The sequence below is a fragment of the Nocardioides sp. Z35_8 genome (assembly GCF_059621125.1).
This window is the reverse complement of sequence record NZ_JCAQIE010000001.1, coordinates 2,267,064-2,285,227: the sequence shown is the minus strand read 5'-3', so window position 1 is coordinate 2,285,227 and position 18,164 is coordinate 2,267,064. Positions and strand designations below refer to the sequence as shown.

At 73.5% G+C, this 18,164-nt stretch carries 15 protein-coding genes; 9 read left to right on the top strand and 6 right to left on the bottom strand.

Translation table 11 applies throughout. From position 1 onward, the window contains the following. Positions 1-14: 14 nt before the first annotated feature. Positions 15-2,693, top strand: coding sequence for a pyruvate, phosphate dikinase (ppdK, locus tag AC54T2_RS11080; RefSeq protein ID WP_496666175.1), 2,679 nt, complete (start codon positions 15-17; stop codon positions 2,691-2,693). Here the strand turns inward: ppdK and AC54T2_RS11075 are convergent. Then, positions 2,679-3,614 carry a tetratricopeptide repeat protein gene (locus AC54T2_RS11075; protein ID WP_489976638.1) on the bottom strand — a complete coding sequence of 312 codons (936 nt, stop codon included), beginning with the start codon at positions 3,612-3,614 and terminating at the stop codon, positions 2,679-2,681. The two genes, ppdK and AC54T2_RS11075, sit on opposite strands and share 15 nt — an antisense overlap. Before the next feature lie 58 nt (positions 3,615-3,672). Between AC54T2_RS11075 and AC54T2_RS11070 the strand changes: the two genes are divergently transcribed. Continuing rightward, on the top strand, positions 3,673-4,248 hold the full coding sequence (locus AC54T2_RS11070) for a GtrA family protein (RefSeq protein ID WP_186341669.1): 576 nt from the start codon (positions 3,673-3,675) through the stop codon (positions 4,246-4,248). Positions 4,249-4,353: 105 nt separating this feature from the next. Next, positions 4,354-5,088: an SDR family oxidoreductase gene (locus tag AC54T2_RS11065; protein ID WP_186341668.1), complete on the top strand. Its 735-nt coding sequence runs from the start codon at positions 4,354-4,356 to the stop codon at positions 5,086-5,088. Between the two features lie 25 nt (positions 5,089-5,113). Here the strand turns inward: AC54T2_RS11065 and meaB are convergent, their stop codons facing one another. Beyond that, a complete protein-coding gene (meaB, locus tag AC54T2_RS11060) occupies positions 5,114-6,070 on the bottom strand; it encodes a methylmalonyl Co-A mutase-associated GTPase MeaB (RefSeq protein WP_496666174.1) in 957 nt (318 codons plus the stop codon). A gap of 36 nt (positions 6,071-6,106) precedes the next feature. Next, positions 6,107-7,297, bottom strand: coding sequence for an acetyl-CoA C-acetyltransferase (locus AC54T2_RS11055; protein ID WP_496666173.1), 1,191 nt, complete (start codon positions 7,295-7,297; stop codon positions 6,107-6,109). Positions 7,298-7,505: 208 nt separating this feature from the next. Between AC54T2_RS11055 and mce the strand changes: the two genes are divergently transcribed. The 4 genes from mce (at position 7,506) to AC54T2_RS11035 (ending at position 12,288) form a co-directional block, all read left to right on the top strand. Next, positions 7,506-7,970 (top strand): methylmalonyl-CoA epimerase, encoded by a 465-nt coding sequence (mce, locus tag AC54T2_RS11050; protein WP_186341665.1) that lies wholly within the window; start codon positions 7,506-7,508, stop codon positions 7,968-7,970. 134 nt (positions 7,971-8,104) lie between these two features. Continuing rightward, the gene (gene ccrA, locus AC54T2_RS11045; protein ID WP_496666172.1) at positions 8,105-9,445 is read left to right on the top strand and encodes a crotonyl-CoA carboxylase/reductase; all 1,341 of its coding nucleotides are present in this window, start codon (positions 8,105-8,107) and stop codon (positions 9,443-9,445) included. A 153-nt stretch (positions 9,446-9,598) separates the two neighbouring features. Further along, positions 9,599-10,942, top strand: coding sequence for a hypothetical protein (locus AC54T2_RS11040; RefSeq protein ID WP_496666171.1), 1,344 nt, complete (start codon positions 9,599-9,601; stop codon positions 10,940-10,942). Between the two features lie 74 nt (positions 10,943-11,016). After that, positions 11,017-12,288, top strand: a complete 1,272-nt coding sequence (locus AC54T2_RS11035; protein WP_186341662.1) for an AI-2E family transporter — start codon at positions 11,017-11,019, stop codon at positions 12,286-12,288. On the opposite strand, the gene AC54T2_RS11030 is transcribed toward AC54T2_RS11035, so the two are convergent. Continuing rightward, positions 12,266-13,261: an EamA family transporter gene (locus AC54T2_RS11030; RefSeq protein WP_496666170.1), complete on the bottom strand. Its 996-nt coding sequence runs from the start codon at positions 13,259-13,261 to the stop codon at positions 12,266-12,268. The genes AC54T2_RS11035 and AC54T2_RS11030 overlap by 23 nt on opposite strands. A gap of 38 nt (positions 13,262-13,299) precedes the next feature. Here AC54T2_RS11030 and AC54T2_RS11025 point away from each other — a divergent pair, with 38 nt between their 5' ends. Beyond that, the gene (locus AC54T2_RS11025) at positions 13,300-13,836 is read left to right on the top strand and encodes a CGNR zinc finger domain-containing protein (RefSeq protein ID WP_186341660.1); all 537 of its coding nucleotides are present in this window, start codon (positions 13,300-13,302) and stop codon (positions 13,834-13,836) included. Positions 13,837-13,848: 12 nt separating this feature from the next. Here AC54T2_RS11025 and AC54T2_RS11020 read toward each other — a convergent pair whose 3' ends face one another. Together AC54T2_RS11020 and AC54T2_RS11015 are read right to left on the bottom strand one after the other, a co-directional pair. Further along, positions 13,849-14,616, bottom strand: coding sequence for an alpha/beta fold hydrolase (locus AC54T2_RS11020; protein WP_496666169.1), 768 nt, complete (start codon positions 14,614-14,616; stop codon positions 13,849-13,851). Between the two features lie 74 nt (positions 14,617-14,690). Continuing rightward, the gene (locus AC54T2_RS11015) at positions 14,691-15,452 is read right to left on the bottom strand and encodes a hypothetical protein (protein ID WP_186341658.1); all 762 of its coding nucleotides are present in this window, start codon (positions 15,450-15,452) and stop codon (positions 14,691-14,693) included. A 274-nt stretch (positions 15,453-15,726) separates the two neighbouring features. Between AC54T2_RS11015 and AC54T2_RS11010 the strand changes: the two genes are divergently transcribed. Then, positions 15,727-18,144: a LuxR C-terminal-related transcriptional regulator gene (locus AC54T2_RS11010; RefSeq protein ID WP_489976635.1), complete on the top strand. Its 2,418-nt coding sequence runs from the start codon at positions 15,727-15,729 to the stop codon at positions 18,142-18,144. Positions 18,145-18,164: the final 20 nt, after the last annotated feature.

Below are 18,164 nucleotides of genomic sequence, written 5' to 3'. Positions count from 1 at the left end.
GGCAGGATGCGACCATGACCTGGGTCTACGACTTTGCGGACGGAAACAAGGACCAGAAGGACCTCCTGGGCGGCAAGGGAGCCAACCTGGCGGAGATGACGAGGCTCGGGCTGCCGGTCCCACCGGGCTTCACCATCTCGACCGAGACCTGTCGCGCCTACCTCGCCGAGGGTGGCGAGCCCGAGGGCCTGGCCGAGGAGGTCACCGCCCACCTCGCGGCGCTCGAGGAGGCCATGGGCAAGAGGCTCGGCGACGCCGACGACCCGCTCCTGGTCTCGGTGCGCTCGGGCGCGAAGTTCTCCATGCCGGGCATGATGGAGACCGTCCTCAACGTCGGCCTCAACGACACCTCCGTCGCCGGTCTCGCCGCGCGCAGCGAGTCGGACCGCTTCGCCCAGGACTCCTACCGTCGGCTCCTCCAGATGTTCGGCAGCACCGTCCTGCACGTCGACGCCGAGATGTTCTCCGACGCGCTCGACGAGGCCAAGCGGGCCAAGGGCACCGACTCCGACCTCGACCTCGACGCCGACGACCTGCGCGGGGTCGTCGAGGCGTTCAAGGCGATCATCGTCGACCAGACCGGCAGCGCGTTCCCGCAGGACCCCCGCGACCAGCTGGACCTGGCGGTCCGGGCGGTCTTCGACTCCTGGAACACCGATCGCGCCCGCCTCTACCGCCGCCAGGAGCGCATCCCCGAGGACCTCGGCACCGCGGTCAACGTGCAGGCGATGGTCTTCGGCAACTTCGGCATGGACTCCGGCTCGGGCGTGGCCTTCACCCGCGACCCCGCCAGCGGCGAGCAGGGGGTCTACGGCGACTACCTCCAGAACGCCCAGGGCGAGGACGTCGTCGCCGGCATCCGCAACACCGTCCCCCTCGCCGACATGGCCGAGATCGACCGTCGGTCCTACGACGACCTGATGGGGATCATGACGCGCCTGGAGCGGCACTACCGCGACATGTGCGACATCGAGTTCACCGTCGAGCGCGGCAAGCTGTGGATGCTCCAGACGCGCGTGGGCAAGCGCACGCCGGAGGCGGCCTTCCGCATCGCGGTGCACATGGTCGACGAGGGCCTGATCCAGCTCGACGAGGCCGTGCTCCGGGTGAGCGGTGACCAGCTCGCCCAGCTGATGTTCCCCCGCTTCGACGAGACGTCGGAGCGCACCCTGCTCGCCACCGGCATGAACGCCTCCCCCGGCGCGGCCGTGGGCAAGGCGGTCTTCGACTCCGACACCGCGGTCGAGTGGGCCGAGCGCGGTGAGGACGTGATCCTGGTCCGCAAGGAGACCAACCCCGACGACCTGCGCGGCATGGTCGCCGCCCGCGGCATCCTCACCAGCCGCGGCGGCAAGACCTCCCACGCCGCGGTCGTCGCGCGCGGCATGGGACGTACGTGCGTGTGCGGGGCCGAGTCGCTCGACGTCGACGCGCGGGCCAAGGAGTTCCGCGTGCGCGACGGCGAGACCGTCCGCGAGGGCGACGTGATCTCGATCGACGGCACGACCGGCGAGGTGTTCGCCGGTGCGGTGCCCGTCGCCGACTCCGTCGTGGTGCGCCACTTCGAGGGCGAGAGCCTCGACGACGACCTCGCGCACGCCGTCGCCCGCATCATGGCCCACGCCGACGGCGCCCGGCGGCTGCGCGTGCGCACCAACGCCGACACCCCCGACGATGCCGCCCGCGCCCGCCGCTTCGGCGCCCAGGGCATCGGCCTGTGCCGCACCGAGCACATGTTCCTCGGCGAGCGCCGCGAGCTCGTGGAGCAGCTCATCGTGGCCCAGGGCGAGGACGGCGTGGAGGACGCGCTGGCCGCGCTCCTGCCCCTGCAGCGCCAGGACTTCACCGAGATCCTCGAGGCGATGGACGGGCTCCCGGTGACGATCCGGCTCCTCGACCCGCCCCTGCACGAGTTCCTCCCCGACCTCACCGACCTGAGCGTCGAGGTGGCGCTCGCCGAGGAGCGGGGCGAGGTCGACGAGCGCGCGGCGACCCTGCTCACCCACGTGCGGCGCCTGCACGAGCAGAACCCGATGCTCGGCCTGCGCGGCGTGCGGCTCGGCATCCAGATCCCCGGACTGTTCCGCATGCAGGCCCGGGCCATCGCCGAGGCCGCGGCCGACCGGATGGCCGCCAACGGCAGCCCCCGCCCCGAGATCATGGTGCCGCTGGTCGCCAGCGTCCGCGAGCTCGAGATCGTGCGCGCCGCGATCGAGCAGCAGATCGCCGCGGTCGAGGAGGAACGCGGCATCACGCTCGACATCGCGATCGGCACGATGATCGAGCTCCCCCGCGCGGCGTTCCTCGCCGACCGCATCGCCCAGGCGGCCGACTTCTTCTCCTTCGGCACCAACGACCTCACCCAGATGGCGTGGGGCTTCTCCCGCGACGACGTGGAGTCGTCGTTCTTCTCCCGCTACTTCGAGCACGGCATCTTCGACGTCTCGCCGTTCGAGTCGCTCGACCAGCGCGGCGTGGGCGGCATGGTGGAGATGGGCACGACGAAGGGCCGCGAGACCCGTCCCGACCTCAAGGTCGGCGTCTGCGGGGAGCACGGCGGCGACCCGCGGTCGGTGCACTTCTTCGACGACGTCGGCCTCAACTACGTCTCGTGCTCGCCCTTCCGCGTGCCGGTGGCCCGCCTCGAGGCCGGACGCTCGGTGCTGGCGAAGCGCGACTCAGAAGAGCGCTGAGGCCAGGTTGCGACGACCCGCCAGCACGCGCGGGTCGTCGTTGCCGACGGCCGCGAACAGACCGAGCAGGTGGTCGCGGGCGCGCTCGCGGTCCTTGTCGCTCGTGCGGGCGACCAGGCCGACCAGCCGGGCGAAGGCGTCCTCGACGTGGCCGCCGAGCATGTCGAGGTCGGCGACCATGGTCTGGGCATCGACGTCGTCGGGGTTGTCGGCGGCCGCCGCACGCGCGGCGGCGAGGTCGACCCCCTGCGTACGCTGCATGACCTTGGCGATCGCGAGCCCGCCCGCGGCCTCGACGTCGGCCGGGTTGGCGTCCACGAGCTTCTGGTACTCCGCGACGGCGGCGTCGATGTCGCCGGCGGCGAGCGCGTCCTGGGCGGGCGCGTAGCGCGGGTCGACGGTCTCCTCCTCGCCCTCGGCGTCGGGCACCGCGCCGGTGCGCGGCTGGTGGCGGCCCGTGATGCCCTGGGCGGTGAGCTGCTGGGCGACCTGCGTGAGCGCGGTGCGCAGCTCGTCGATCGGCAGCGGGTCCTGCAGCAGCGGCATCGGGCGGCCGTCGACCACGGCGACGACCAGCGGGATCGACGGGATCTGCATGGCCTGCGCGATCTGCGGCGTGGCGTCGATGTCGACGAGGCCGAGCAGGTAGCGACCCTCGTGCTCCTCGACCACGGTCGCGAGGTCGTCGGCGAGCTGGCCACTCTCGGGCATCCGGGAGCGCGAGTAGAAGGCGAGGAGCACGGGCGCGGTCATCGACTGCTCGAGCAGGCCCTGGAAGCTCTGCTCGTCGACGGTCACGCTGTAGGAGTGCGCGCCGGTGGGCGAGGTGGGGTGGGGAGCGGGTGCGCCCGCCTGGGGTGCGGGCCGGCCGAGACCGGACAGGTCGATGGCACCGGGGCGGCTGAACGGCTGCTGCGTCATGGGCCCAATCCTAGGGAGCGCGACCATGCTCGCGCGCCCGGGTCGGTAGCCTCACGGCATGGGATCCCGGGCGGCCGCCCTGCTGACGCGGCACCGGCGCAACGTCGGCCTGCTCGCCCGCTTCGGTGTGGTGGGCGCCTCGGGCGTGCTGGTCAACCTGCTCACGCTGGTCGTGCTGCGCCGCCTCGGCCCGCACTTCGACGACGCCGTCGTCGCGATCGGCTCGTCCGGCTTCAACCTGCGCTGGTACCACGTCTACTCCACGATCGCCTTCCTCGTGGCCAACCTGTCCAACTTCCAGCTCAACCGCACGTGGACCTTCAAGAGCAGCGGCGCCGCGCCCTGGTGGCGCGAGTACTGGCCGTTCTTCGTGGTGGGCGTCGGCTGCCAGGTGGTCGGACTCGCGCTGCTCACCCTCCTCATGCATCCCCACTCCCCGATCGGCCTGTCGCGCGAGCTGCTCGACGACTCCTCGGGCCTGCGCAACCGGCTCTACTGGGCCCAGCTGATCGTGATCACGCTGGTGACCCCCCTGTCGTTCGTGGTCAACAAGCTGTGGACGTTCGCCGCGGTGCGCACGGCCCGCGTCGACCTGGGCGAGCCGCGTCGGGCCGACGACGTACGGACGCGGTGAGCGTCGGCGGGCGACGGGGCTGAAGAGGCCCCCTCCAGCACCTGTCACTGGGGGGCTACTGCGTGGTACAACAAGCCGGGGTCCGACGGGAGGGGTGCGACGGGCATGACGACATCCGGGTCGTACGACTTCACCGGCTACCAGGTGTTGGTCGTCGGTGGCGCGCGCGGCGAAGGGCACGCCATCGCCTCCGACTTCGCGTCCTCCGGCGCCTCCGTGACCGTGACCGGCACGATGATGCTGCGCTCCCTCTACGACACCGATCTCTCGGCGTTCGACTACGAGTCGGTCAACCTCGCTCGGCAGGACTCGATCGACCACCTCGCCGCGTCGATCACGCACATCGACGTCCTGGTGCTGGCGGCGCCCTGCGCCCTCCCCCACGGCCTTCCCCCCGACGAGCAGGCCTTCATCGCCCAGGCCGTCCGGTCGGGGCTGCTCGGACCGACGTTCCTCACCACGCGGCTACGGCTCAAGCTCGGGCAGAGCCCGGCCCTGGGCGGGGGGTGCGTCGTCCACACGGGGGCGGTGACGAGCTGGCTGCAGCTCTCCGGCACCCCGGAGGCGGCCCGCCGCGACCTCGTCGAGACGACGGCCCGCGCCGGCCACAACTGGGCCGGCCTCGGCGTGCGCGTCAACGCCGTGCTCCCGATGTCGCCGTCGGTGCTGCCGCGCCAGTACGCCCCCGGCCCCGCGTCTGGCGGCGGCAGCCGGACCGCCGGCGGCACGCTCGTGCGGGCCCGCTCGCCGCAGGTCGCCGACGCCGTCGCCGATGCGACGCTCTTCCTGGCGAGCAGTGCCGCCGCCCGGATCACCGGCCAGACCCTGCTGATCAGCTGACGCCGCAGCCCCGGGCGGTTCCCGCTCAGTCGGCCAGCAGCTCGTCGGCCGCCGCGTAGGGGTCGACGTCGCCCGCGGCCACCCGCCGGGCCAGGACGTCGAGCTCGGCTCCCGCCTCGGTGCGCCCCCAACGCTCCCGCAGCGCGGCGAGCGCGATCGCCTCGACCTCGTGCCGGGCACGGAGCGTACGACGGCGCGCGAGCTCGCCCGACTCCGCGAGCCACGCGGCGTGCCGGTCGACCTCGCCGAGCAGCGCGTCGACCCCCTCGCCGGCGCTCGCCACGGTCTGGACCACGGGCGGACGCCACGCCCCGTCTCGACGCTCCGCCATGGACAGCATGGTGCGCAGCTCGCGGCGGGTGCGGTCGGCGCCCTCGCGGTCGGCCTTGTTGACCGCGTAGACGTCACCGACCTCGAGGATCCCCGCCTTGGCGGCCTGGATCCCGTCACCCATTCCCGGGGCGAGCAGCACGAGCGTCGTGTCGGCCAGCCCGGCGACCTCGACCTCGCTCTGCCCCACGCCGACGGTCTCGACGACCACGACGTCGCACCCGGCCGCGTCGAGGACGCGGACCGCCTGCGGCGTGGACCACGCGAGCCCGCCGAGGTGGCCGCGGGCACCCATCGAGCGGATGTAGACGTCGCGGTCGAGGGCGTGGTCGCCCATCCGGACCCGGTCGCCGAGCAGCGCCCCACCGGAGAACGGCGACGAGGGGTCGATGGCCAGGACGCCGACGCGCCTGCCCGAGCGCCTCAGCCCAGTGACGAGCGCGTTGGTCGTGGTCGACTTGCCCACGCCCGGCGCGCCGGTGATGCCCAGCACGTGGGCGCGCCCGGCGTGCGGGCCGAGCGCGGCCATCACCTCCCGCAGGAGCGGGGACGCGTCCTCGACGAGGGTGATCAGCCGGGCCACGGCGGCCGGGTCGCCCCGGCGGGCGCGATCGACGAGGTCGGGCACCGTTACGGCGCCACGCCTCGTCATGCCGCCGGACACGCCCCCGCCGCCGCGCCGGTGCGCTCAGGCAGAGGGGACCCGGACGATCAGGGCGTCGCCCTGGCCGCCGCCGCCGCACAGCGCGGCCGCGCCGACGCCCCCGCCGCGGCGCTGGAGCTCCAGCGCGAGGGTGAGCACGACCCGGGTGCCGGACATGCCCACGGGGTGGCCGAGGGCGATCGCGCCGCCGTTGACGTTGACCTTGGCGTCGTCGATGCCGAGCTCGCGCGCCGAGGCGATCCCGACGGCGGCGAACGCCTCGTTGAACTCCACGAGGTCGAGGTCGGTGGGCGAGATGCCCTCCTTCTCGCAGGCCCTCGCGGTGGCGGCCGCCGGCTGCAGCTGGAGGGTCGAGTCGGGCCCGGCGACCTGGCCGTGCGCGCCGATCTCCGCGAGCCAGGTCAGACCGAGCTCCTCGGCCTTCGCCTTGCTCATCACGACCACCGCGGCGGCGCCGTCGGAGATCTGCGAGGCCGAGCCCGCCGTGACGGTGCCGGCCTTGCTGAAGGCGGGCCGCAGCTTGCCCAGCGACTCGACCGTGGTGTCACCGCGCACGCCCTCGTCCTCGGCCACCACGACCGGCTCGCCCCGGCGCTGCGGGACCTCGACCGGCACCACCTCGTCGGCGAAGACGCCGTTCTTCCAGGCGACGGCGGCCTTCTGGTGCGAGTAGGCGGCGAAGGTGTCCTGCTCCTCGCGGGTGAGGTTGGCGCCCGCGGCGTTGCACTCCTCGGTGAGCAGGCCCATCGCCTGCGAGGTGAACTGGTCGAACAGCGCGTCGTAGGCCATCGAGTCGACGAGCGAGACGTCGCCGAACTTCACGCCCTCGCGCGACTTGGGAAGGAAGTGGGGCGCGTTGGTCATCGACTCCATGCCGCCCGCGACCACGATCTCGCACTCGCCCGCCCGCACGAGCTGGTCGGCCAGCGCGATGGCGTTGAGCCCGGAGAGACAGACCTTGTTGATCGTGATCGAGGGGACGTCCATCGGGACCCCGCCCTTCACCGCGGCCAGGCGGGCCGGGTTCTGGCCGGCGCCGGCCTGGATGACCTGGCCCATGATCACGTAGTCGACCTGGTCGCCCGTGACCCCGGCCTTCTCGAGGGCGCCCTTGATCGCGACGCCGCCGAGGTCGGCGGCGGTGAGGTCCTTCAGCCCGCCGAGCAGGCGGCCGATCGGGGTGCGGGCCCCGGCGACGATGACGGATCCGGACATTGAGGTGCCTCCAGTCGAAAGGATCGAGGTGCTGCTCCTTCGGACCCTACCCACCTCGGTGACGGCGCCGGGAGGGTGTGGTGCCGGCGTCCCGTGAGGCACGCGTCACACCCCGGGTCGGCGCTCTCGTTCCGGGACCCCCGCTCAGTCCGCGTGGTGACGCTCACACCCCCTCGCCCCCGGGCGCCGCGTCGGCCACCATGTGCGCATGAGCCCCGACCTGCCCGGACACCCCCTCGGTGACGTCCAGCACCTGTTCACCGCCATCGACCACGTGGGCATCGCCGTCCCCGACCTCGACGAGGCGATGGCCTTCTACCGCGACACCTACGGCATGGAGGTCCTCCACGAGGAGGTCAACGAGGAGCAGGGCGTGCGCGAGGCGATGGTCGGGGTCGGCGACTCCGGCTCGTGCATCCAGCTGCTCGCCCCGCTGACCCCCGAGTCCACGATCGCGAAGTTCCTCGACCGCAACGGCCCGGGCATCCAACAGCTCGCCTTCCGCGTCGACGACGTCGAGCACGTGGCGGGCGTCCTGCGCGAGCGTGGGCTGCGCCTGCTCTACGACGCCCCGCGCCGCGGCACCTCCGACAGCCGGGTCAACTTCATCCACCCCAAGGACGCGGGCGGCGTGCTGGTCGAGCTCGTCGAGCCCGCCGCGTCCGCGCACTGACGCCCCCGCCCACCAGCACCCGCGGGCTCGCCCCGGGCCCCACCGCGACGTACGTCACACCACCCACCACCAGTGGTTACTCGCCGGTATCGTCCCCGGCACTCGTCCCCCCGATGCCGCACCAGGAGACACCCGTGCACCACATCCTCGACGCCATCCAGTCCGGCAGCGCCACGGCGGAGGACTTCGCCAGCCTCGACCTCCCGGAGTCCTACCGCGCCGCCTTCGTCAAGAAGGACGAGGTCGACATGTTCGAGGGGGTGGCGTCGAAGGACAAGGACCCGCGCGCGTCGCTCCACGTCGAGGACGTGCCGCTGCCCGAGCTCGGACCCGGCGAGGCCTTCGTGGCCGTGATGGCGAGCGCCATCAACTACAACACCGTGTGGACCTCCATCTTCGAGCCGGTGTCCACCTTCGGGTTCCTCGAGCGCTACGGCCGCAACAGCGAGCTGACCAAGCGCCACGACCTGCCCTACCACGTGGTGGGCTCCGACCTGTCCGGCGTCGTGCTCAAGACCGGCCCCGGCGTCACCAAGTGGAAGCCCGGGGACCGGGTGGTGGCCCACTGCCTCTCCGTCGAGCTCGAGGGTCCCGACGGCCACAACGACACCATGCTCGACACCGAGCAGCGGATCTGGGGCTTCGAGACCAACTTCGGCGGCCTGGCCGACGTGGCGATGGTCAAGGCCAACCAGCTCATGCCCAAGCCGGAGCACCTGACCTGGGAGGAGGCCGCCTCCCCCGGCCTGGTCAACTGCACCGCCTACCGCCAGCTCGTCAGCAAGAACGGCGGCGACATGAAGCAGGGCGACAACGTCCTGATCTGGGGCGCCTCCGGCGGCCTCGGCGGGTTCGCGACGCAGTACGCCCTCAACGGCGGGGCGACACCGGTGTGCGTGGTCTCCAACGAGGAGAAGGCTTCCATCGCCCGCAGCATGGGCGCAGAGCTGATCATCAACCGCTCCGAGGAGGACTACAGGTTCTGGAACGACGAGGGCACCCAGCAGGACCCGCGGGAGTGGAAGCGCTTCGGCGCCCGCATCCGCGAGCTCACCGGCGGCGAGGACATCGACATCGTCTTCGAGCACCCCGGCCGGGAGACCTTCGGCGCCTCGGTCTTCGTCACCCGCAAGGGCGGCACCATCACCACCTGCGCGTCCACCTCGGGCTACATGCACGAGTACGACAACCGCTACCTGTGGATGAACCTCAAGCGCATCATCTCCAGCCACTTCGCCAACTACCGCGAGTCGTGGGAGGCCAACCGCCTCATCGCCAAGGGCAAGATCCACCCGACCCTGTCGAAGACCTACACCCTCCAGGAGGTCGGGCAGGCGGCCCTCGACGTCCACCAGAACGCCCACCAGGGCAAGGTCGGCGTGCTCTGCCTGGCCCCCGAGGAGGGCCTCGGCGTCCTCGACCGCGAGATGCGCGCCCAGCACGAGACCGCGATCAACCGCTTCCGCGGCGTCTGAACGCCCCCCGCCCGCACCCGGCCTGCGAGGGTCGTCACACCCCGGTTCGCCGACCAGATCCCGGTCGCCCGCGAGCCGGGGTGTGAACTTGAGGACCCATCGGAGAGACTGGCCGGGACGCAGTCCGTACGACGTGAGAGTGGGTGCCGCAGCATGGCTTCCGACCAGGGCCTGTCCATCTTCGACGAGCCGGAGCCCGCCGACGGCAAGGCCACCCCTTCCGGCCCCGCCGGCGCCGGCACCGAGAGTCGGACGACCCCGGACTCCGCCGCCGAGGAGACCCAGGTCCTCCCGGTGACCCCGGAGGAGACGCCGGACGACGAGCCACGCCGCGCCCCCGCCGGTGGGGCGACGACCCCCGCTCCCCCGCCGGCCACCCCGCCGGCCACCCCGCAGGCCACCCAGCCGGTCCGCGCAGCGGCCCCGGTGCCGCGGGGCGAGACCACCCGGCGCGCGCCCGTGGTCCCCCCGCCCGCGCAGCTCCCCCCGGTGCCCGCACCGGCAGCCGGTCCGCTGCCGGTGGTGCGGCGCGGTGGCTACGACAAGGCGGCCGTCGACCAGCGCCTCGGCCAGCTCCTGAGCGAGAAGTCGGGCCTGGCCACCAGCCTGGCCAGCAGCGAGCAGCAGGTCATCGAGCTCGAGGCCGAGCTCGAGCGGCTGCGGGTCGAGGTCGCGGAGAACGCCAACCCGACCTACGCCGGACTGGGCGGCCGGGCGACCTCCATGCTCAAGATGGCCGAGGACGAGGCCGCCGACGTGCGCGCCGCCGCCCGCCGCGAGGCCGACGAGATCCGCGCGCAGGCCGAGCGCGACGCCCACAGCATCCGGGCCGACGCGGCCCGCGAGGCCGACGACATGCGGATGGTCCAGCTCAAGGAGCTCGACGAGATGCGCTCGCGCCTGACCACCGACGCCGAGACCGAGCGCGCCCTCGCCAAGGCCGAGGCCGACGACCTGCTCGCGGCCGCCCGGCGCGAGGCCGACCAGCTCCGCCTCGCCGCACAGCAGGAGACCAACGAGGTGCGCGTGACGGCGACCCGCGAGGCCGAGCAGGCCCGCGCCGCCGCCGACCGCGAGGTCCAGGAGGCGCGGCGCACTTTGGCGGTGGAGAAGGAGCGCCTCGCCCGCGAGGCCGCCGAGCACCACAGCAACGCCACCGCCGAGACCCAGCGCCTGGTCGCCGAGGCCGAGGCACGCGCCAACGCCGCCGAGCAGCGGGCGCGCGAGGCGACGGCCCAGGCCACGGCCCACCGCCAGCAGGCCCAGTCGGAGTCCGAGGGCCTGCTCTCCCGCGCCCGGCGCGAGGCCGAGCAGATCGTCGCCTCGGCCCGCACCCAGGCCGACTCCATCGGCGCCACCCGCATCGCCCAGGCGGAGCGGGAGCTGGCCAACATCCAGGCGGAGGTCGATCGCGCGGCCAAGCGCCGCGACGCGATCACCGCCCAGCTCGGCGCCCTGCGCGACGTGGTCGCGGGCTTCGCCGAGGACGAGTCCTGAGCTGGCGCGACCGGCTCCGGGCGCTGGTCGCCTCCGGGTCCGGGAACTCGCCCGACCACTCGGGCCGCATCTCCGTGGACACCCGGACCGCCGAGACGCCGCGCTCGCTCGACGGGGTCGCCGCACGGGTCGCCGAGCAGGTCGCCGATGACGCCGACCGCGCCGAGGCGGCCGCCGACGCGGCAGAGGGGGCGGCCCACGACTCCGCGCGCTCGGCCGTCGACATCGCGGAGCGGATCGACGACGCCACCGATCTCGTGGTCGACGAGGCCCTCGACGTGCCCTACGTCCCGGCCGAGCCGGTCCCCTCACCGATGCTGTTGCGGCACTCCCCCTTCAACATCGGGTTCTTCGGCGCGCTCGGCGCGGTCGTCGCGATCTTCCTCAGCCAGCAGCTGTTGAGCATCTCCTCGATCCTCGTGCTGCTGGTGATGTCGATGTTCCTGGCCATCGGCCTCAATCCCACGGTCGAGTTCTTCATGCGGCGCGGCGTGCGGCGCGGGCTGTCGGTGCTCCTGGTCCTCGTCGTCGTGCTCGGCGTGCTCGCCCTCTTCGTCGTGGCCGTCGCGCCGGTGATCAGCGAGCAGATCGCCGCGATCACCCGGAGCGCCCCCGGCTGGCTCGACGACCTGCAGTCCAACGCCCAGGTGCAGAGGCTCGACGACAAGTACGACGTGATCGCCAAGGTGCGCGACTACATCCAGAACGGCGACTTCGGCCAGCGCGTCTTCGGCGGCGCGCTCGGCGTCGGCCTGCGGGTGCTCTCGGTGGTCACCAACAGCCTCATCGTCCTCGTGCTGATGATCTACTTCCTGGCCTCGCTGCCGAGCATCAAGCACGCGGCCTACTCCCTGGCGCCGGCGTCGCGGCGTCGGCGCGTCAGCGAGCTGGGCGACGGCATCATCCGCTCGACGGGCGCCTACGTCGCGGGCGCCTTCTTCGTCGCGTTGTGCGCGGGCATCAGCACGCTGGTGTTCTCGACCCTCATCGGGCTGGGTGACTACGCCTTCGCGCTGGCCTTCGTCGTGGGCCTCTTCTCGCTCATCCCGATCGTGGGCGCCTTCGTGTCCGGCGCGATCATGACGCTGCTCGGCCTGACGGTCTCCCCCACGGTCGCCCTGGTGGCACTGGTCTACTACCTGGCCTACCAGCAGTTCGAGTCCTACGTGATCTACCCGCGCATCATGAAGAGGTCGGTCGACCTGCCGGGCTCGGTCACCGTGGTCGCGGCCCTCGTGGGCGGGTCGCTGATGGGCGTGGTGGGCGCGCTGCTGGCCGTCCCGGTCGCCGCGGCGCTGCTCCTGCTGCACCGCGAGGTCTTCCTCACCCGGCAGGACGCCCGCTGACGGGGTCAGGGTCCGCCGCGGGGAGCGGCTCCGCCAGGAGCGGCGCCCGCTCCTCCCCCAGCTTGACCACGACCACACCGGCCAGCACCAGCAGCCCGCCGGCGAGCTGGATCGGTCGCGGCAGCTCGTCGAGCAGGAGCCAGGCCCACACCACCGCGGCCAGCACCTCCCCGAGCGCGACGAACGACGCCAGCCGGCTCCCGAGCCGGCGCCCGGCCTCGATGCCGGTGACGTAGGCGAACGCGGCCGTGACCAGCCCGAGCGCCAGGACCGTGACCCACCAGGGCACCGCGACGCCGGCGTAGGCCGCGTCGGCCGTCGAGGTGCGGAACGGCAGGACGCCGATGGCCCCGGCCGCGCCGAGGACCGCGGTCGCGACGAACAGCCCGCCCGCGGCGAGGCTGATGCCGGGCAGCCCGTTGCCCTCGTCGGCGGAGATGACGAAGTAGCTCGCCGCCCCGACCATGGCGCCGAGCGCCCACAGCACCCCGGCCGTGCTCAGCTCGGCGCCCGAGACGACGTCCAGCACGAGCACCAGTCCGACAGCGGCGATCGCCGCGCCGATCACCGTGAGCCCCGAGGGCCGGTGGCCGTGGCGCACCCAGAGCCAGACGACCACCGCGACCGGCGCGGTGTACTCCAGCAGCAGCGCCACGCTCACCTGCATGTAGGTGACGGCGTAGAAGTAGCACAGCTGGGCGCCGGCGACCGCCGTGATGCCGTAGACGGTGACGAGCCCGGCATTGGCCCGGAGCACGTGGAGGCGCCCGCGCAGGGCCAGCAGGCCGGGCACCAGCAGGACGAGCGCGGCGATCGCGGTGCGCAGCGTCACCGCGGCGCCCGCGCTCCAGCCGGTGTCGAGCAGCCCGCGGGCGAGCGCGCCGGAGAGGCCGAAGGTGAGCGCCGACGCGAGCGCGAGGAGCAGGCCCGCTGCGGTCCGGGACGATCGCGCGTCATGGGTCAAAGCTGTCACACCCATGACGCTAGGCGCGGTGACTGTAATGTGTCAACGTGCATTTCACCGATGACACGGACGCCGCGCTCCAAGCGGCCGTCGCCCTCGCCAACTCCACCGACGAGCCCGGAGATCCCCTCGGCTCGATCGACGACCTGTCCGCCTTCCTCGCCCGGTGGACCTACACGGGCCGCCACGACGCGACGACCGCCGAGCTGGAGGCGGTGCGCCGGCTGCGTCCCGACCTCCGCTCCCTGCTGCTCGCCGAGCGCGACCGGGCCGCAGAGATCGTCAACGACATGCTCGCCCGGTCCCGTGCGCTGCCCCAGCTCCAGCGGCACGGCGACTGGGACTGGCACCTGCACGCCGTCGACCCCGACCGTCCCCTCGACGAGCGGGTGGTCGTCGAGACGGCGATGGCGATGGTCGACGTGATCCGCGCCGACGAGATGTCGCGCCTGGCCACGTGCGCGGCCGACGACTGCGAGGACGTCGTGCTCGACCTCTCGCGCAACCGCTCCCGCCGCTTCTGCTCGACGACCTGCGGCAACCGCGAGGCCGTCGCCGCCTACCGGGCGCGCCGGCGCAGCTGATCCACGCCGAGGTCAGGCGAGGAAGCGCCGCAGCACCTCGAGGAAGACCTCCGGCTGCTCGGAGTGCACCCAGTGCCCGGCGCCCTTGACCAGGACCCGGCGGTTGCGCGGGAACCGGCGGTCCATCTCGGCGGCGTGCTCGTCGGAGATGTAGTCCGAGCGCGCGCCGCCGACCCACAGCACCGGCCCGTCGTACGTCGCGTTGCCGAGCTCCTCGTCGGGCCAGCCGACGAGCTGGTCCATGTGCTCGCCCAGCAGCTCGAGGTTGACCTGCCAGTGCCAGCCGTCGTCGGTGCGGCGCAGGTTCTGCAGCAGGAACCCGCGCACCGTCGGGCTGGGCACCGCCTCCGCGAGGGCGGCCTCGGCCTGGTCGCGGCGCTCGAGCGAGCCGAGGTCGAGGGCGCGCATCGTCTCGATGTAGCCGACGAACTCCCGCCCGCTCTCGTACGCCACCGGGGCGATGTCGACGACCGCCAGCCGGTCGACGAGCTCGGGGTGCCGCAGCGCGACGCACATCGCGATCTTGCCGCCCATCGAGTGCCCGACCAGGGCGACCGGCTCGTCGCCGAGCTCGGCGGCGACGAGGTCGGCCAGCTCGAGGAAGTCGAAGCGCTCGGTCCACGACGACCGCCCGTGGTTGGGCATGTCGAGCAGCAGGACGCGGTGGTCGGCGCTGAGCGCCTTCGCGACCTGCGTCCAGTTCTTGCCCTGGCCGAAGAGTCCGTGGCAGAACACGACGCGGGGTCCGGACTCACCGAGCTCGGTGCGGTGCAGGCTCACGCGGCCATCCTGACGCACCCCGCCCGACCGCCCGCCACCGACCCTTCGCCGGTCGGTGCGGGTGGTGACCGGACTCAGAAGTCGAAGCCGTCGAAGAGGTCGCCGATGCCGTCGCCGATGCCGCCGAACAGGTCGCCGATCCCCTCACCGATCGCCCCGATCCCCTCACCGAGGCCGTCGAAGCCGCCCCCGAACAGCATGCCCATGAACATCCAGTCCATCGGCGAGAAGGCACCGAAGTAGCCCTGGGCGTAGGGCTGGTAGGCGCGCCCGCCCTGCCAGTAGGGCACGCGGCGCGAGCCGACCATCACCTTGCGGATGTCGGGCTCGGCCCCGGCCCGCACCCGCTCGATGTCGAGCGCGCAGGCCGGCACGTCGCGCGGGGCGCCGCCGGGCGGGGTCCACGGAACGTCGGCGACCGACAGGCCGTGCCGGGGGTCGAAGAAGCACGGAGGGCGGCGCTGGGGCAGCGGCTCGCCCGCGACCCGCGCTCGCACGCACGCCATCGCGTAGCGCCCGTCCTCGAGGATCTCGGTGACGTGCTTGACGTCCTCGGCGCGGGTGAGTCCCGCGGCAGCCGTCTTGGCCGACTCGTAGGAGTCGAGGGCGCGCTGGTAGTCGGCGTTGGCACCGGCGTCGAGCGGCTCGCCGGCGAGGTCGATGTCGAGGTCCTGCAGCTCCACGCCGAGGGCGGTGACGTCCTCCTCGGCGAGCCTCCTCACGGGGGCGACCTCCGCCTCGGCGCGCGCCAGCTCACGCTTCTTGCCCGTCCGCCCCGCGGCGACCGCGACCGCGGTGAGCCCGCCGAGGACGATCAGCACGAGCACGAGTTCCATGGCTCAAGCCTACGCAGTCGCGACAACGTGCCCGCACCGGATCCGGCGCCCGTTCGCGGCGGCCCGCGAAGGCGGGGCGAGACCTGCGAGGGCAGGCCGCCCATCGACCCCCGACGATGTGCGACCTGCCCTGACAAGCGGCCGGTGGGCGGCGGGGCCATCCCCTCGCGCGGCCCCGTCCCCTCGGCGTACGCCAACCCTCCCGCGACGGAGGCCGGCCCGGCATCCGTAGTCCTACCTAACTGCGGTCCCCGGGGGCGATAGATTCGTACCCGTGCTGTCCCCCTGTCTCGGTCGCGACGACGTCCAGCGAGCACTGGAGGAGGCCCTCGGGGAGGCGCGGTGGGTGACGGTCGTGGGCCCGCCCGGCAGCGGCAAGACCCTGCTGGTGCGCCACGCGGCCGCCGGCGTGCCCGTGTCCTGGGTCGACGCGCGCACCCTCCGCACCCTCGACGAGGTGCTCGTGGCGGCGCTCGAGAGCCTGGGCGCGGAGACCGCCCCGGGCGACTCGCTGGTCGGCGCGCTGGGGCGCGCGGTCGACGGCCGCGACTGCCTGCTCGTGCTCGACGGGCTCGACCTCGACACCACCGGCGCCGGCCCGGTGCTGCAGTCGGTGCTGGAGGGCACCACCGACGCGCGCGTGGTCGTCACGGCGCTGACGACGGCCGGCCAGCCCGCCGAGTCGGTCGTCCGGGTCGGACCGCTGCCCGTCCCCTCTGTCCGCGGGCCGCTCGAGGGACCCGCGGTGGAGCTGTTCCTCCAGCGCATCCGCGCGGCCGGGGGCCAGCGGGTCGACCTCGACGTGCAGGCGCCCGAGGTACGCCGCCTGCTGCGCGCCACGGGTGGCCTGCCGCTGCTGATCGAGCAGGTCGCCGTGCAGTCGGCGCTCGTCGGGCTCAGCAACGCGATGGCCACCGTGAGCCTGGACCAGGCCGTCGACTCCGCCCACGACCTCCTCGACCCCGCCAGCGCCACCGCGCTGCGCCGCATCGGCCTGCTCGACTTCGGCGTCGGGCTCGGGGTGCTCGCGCAGGTGCTCGACGTGCCGGTGCCCGAGGCCGCCGAGCTCGCCGGCAACCTGGTGCGCCGCAGCCTCCTCGAGGTCGACGCCCAGGGTCGCTTCGACATGCTCTCGCCCATCCGCGGTCGGGCCCGCGTCCTCGCCGGGCCCGACGACGAGGCGGCGGTCCGAACCGGCCTCCTCGCCTGGGCCCAGGCGCACGCGCCCGCCCACGACAACTACGGCGCGGCCGACGCCGAGTGGCTCGGCGACCTGCCCGCGATGCGCCAGGCGGTCCTCGCCGCGTGCGCCGACCCGGCCACCCGGGCCGAGGGCTACTCCGTGGCCAACCGCATCTTCTCCTCCCTCTACACCTCGATGCGCGCCCGGGAGGCCGTCGAGATCCTCGAGGGGGCCCTCGCGAGCGGCGACGGCCCGCCCGCCATCGGCGCGCAGGTGGCGCGTCGCGCGGGCATCGCCGCCTCCGAGATGCGCGGCACCTACGAAGGGCTGTGGCTGCTCGAGCGCGCCGACCAGCACGCCTCGTCGGCCCCCCGTCCCGAGGAGCAGCTCGCCAAGACGGCCTCGATCCGCGCCGAGATGCACCTCGACGCCGGCGACCTGGCGAGCGCGGAGTCCGAGGCCAGGCGCGCCATCGAGCTCGACCCCGACGGGTCGATCGGCCGGCAGGCCACGCGCACGCTGGCCGACCTCTACGCCTCGCAGGGCCGCTTCGCCGAGGCCACGCGGGCCGTGGCGGACGCGATGCCGTCTCGTACGACCCGCGACGAGCGCTGGATCGACCTGTCCGCGCGCACCATCCTGGCCCGCATCGCGCTCGAGCAGGGCCGCATCGCCGAGGCCGTCGCCGGCACCCGCGCGGTCGTCGTCGAGGCCCGCGAGCTGGCCGAGGACCGGGTCGGGCTGCTGGCCGAGACACTGCTGCGCGGTCTCGATCCGACCTGGGTGCCCAGCGACGTCGTGCGCGAGACGCTGCCCTGGGCGGTGCGGCTGCCGGTGCTGGCCCAGGACGGCCGCGAGCTGCTGGCCCGGGGCGACGCGCGCCAGGCCGCCGGACTCGCCGCCGACGTCGTCGCGCTGGCCGACTCGGCGCGGCTCGGACGCGACGGCGTCGACGCCCGGCTGCTGCTCGGGCGGGCGCTGGTCCAGCTCGACGACCTCGACCAGGCCACCACCACCTACCTCACCGCGCTGGAGCAGTGCGCCACGATGCGCCTGCCCCTCCGCGCCGCCGACGTGCTCGACGGCCTCGCGGGCGTGGCCCGGGCACGCGAGCTGCCCGAGGCGCGCTCGCTCGCGGCGGCGGCGTTGGCGCTGCGCAGCCCGCGGATGGCGGTGCGCTGGGGCTACTCCGCCGACTATGACGTGGTGCCCGCGAGCAGGCCGCCCGCGGAGTGGCTCGACGGCGACGACCTGTCCGCGCACGCCGTCGCGCTCGTGACGGAGATCTTCGTCGGCGCGCCGTCCCTGCGCCCCTCGGTGCTCGACGTCCTGACCCCCGCTGAGCGGCAGGTCGCCGACCGGGTCGCCCACGGCCTGACGAGCCGCCAGATCGCCCAGGAGCTCTACGTCTCACCGCGGACCGTCGACGCGCACCTGACCCACATCTACCGCAAGCTCGACATCAACACGCGGGCGCGGCTCGCGGCCCTGGTGGTCGACAACCGCTGACTGTCGGTGGGCGGGTGCAG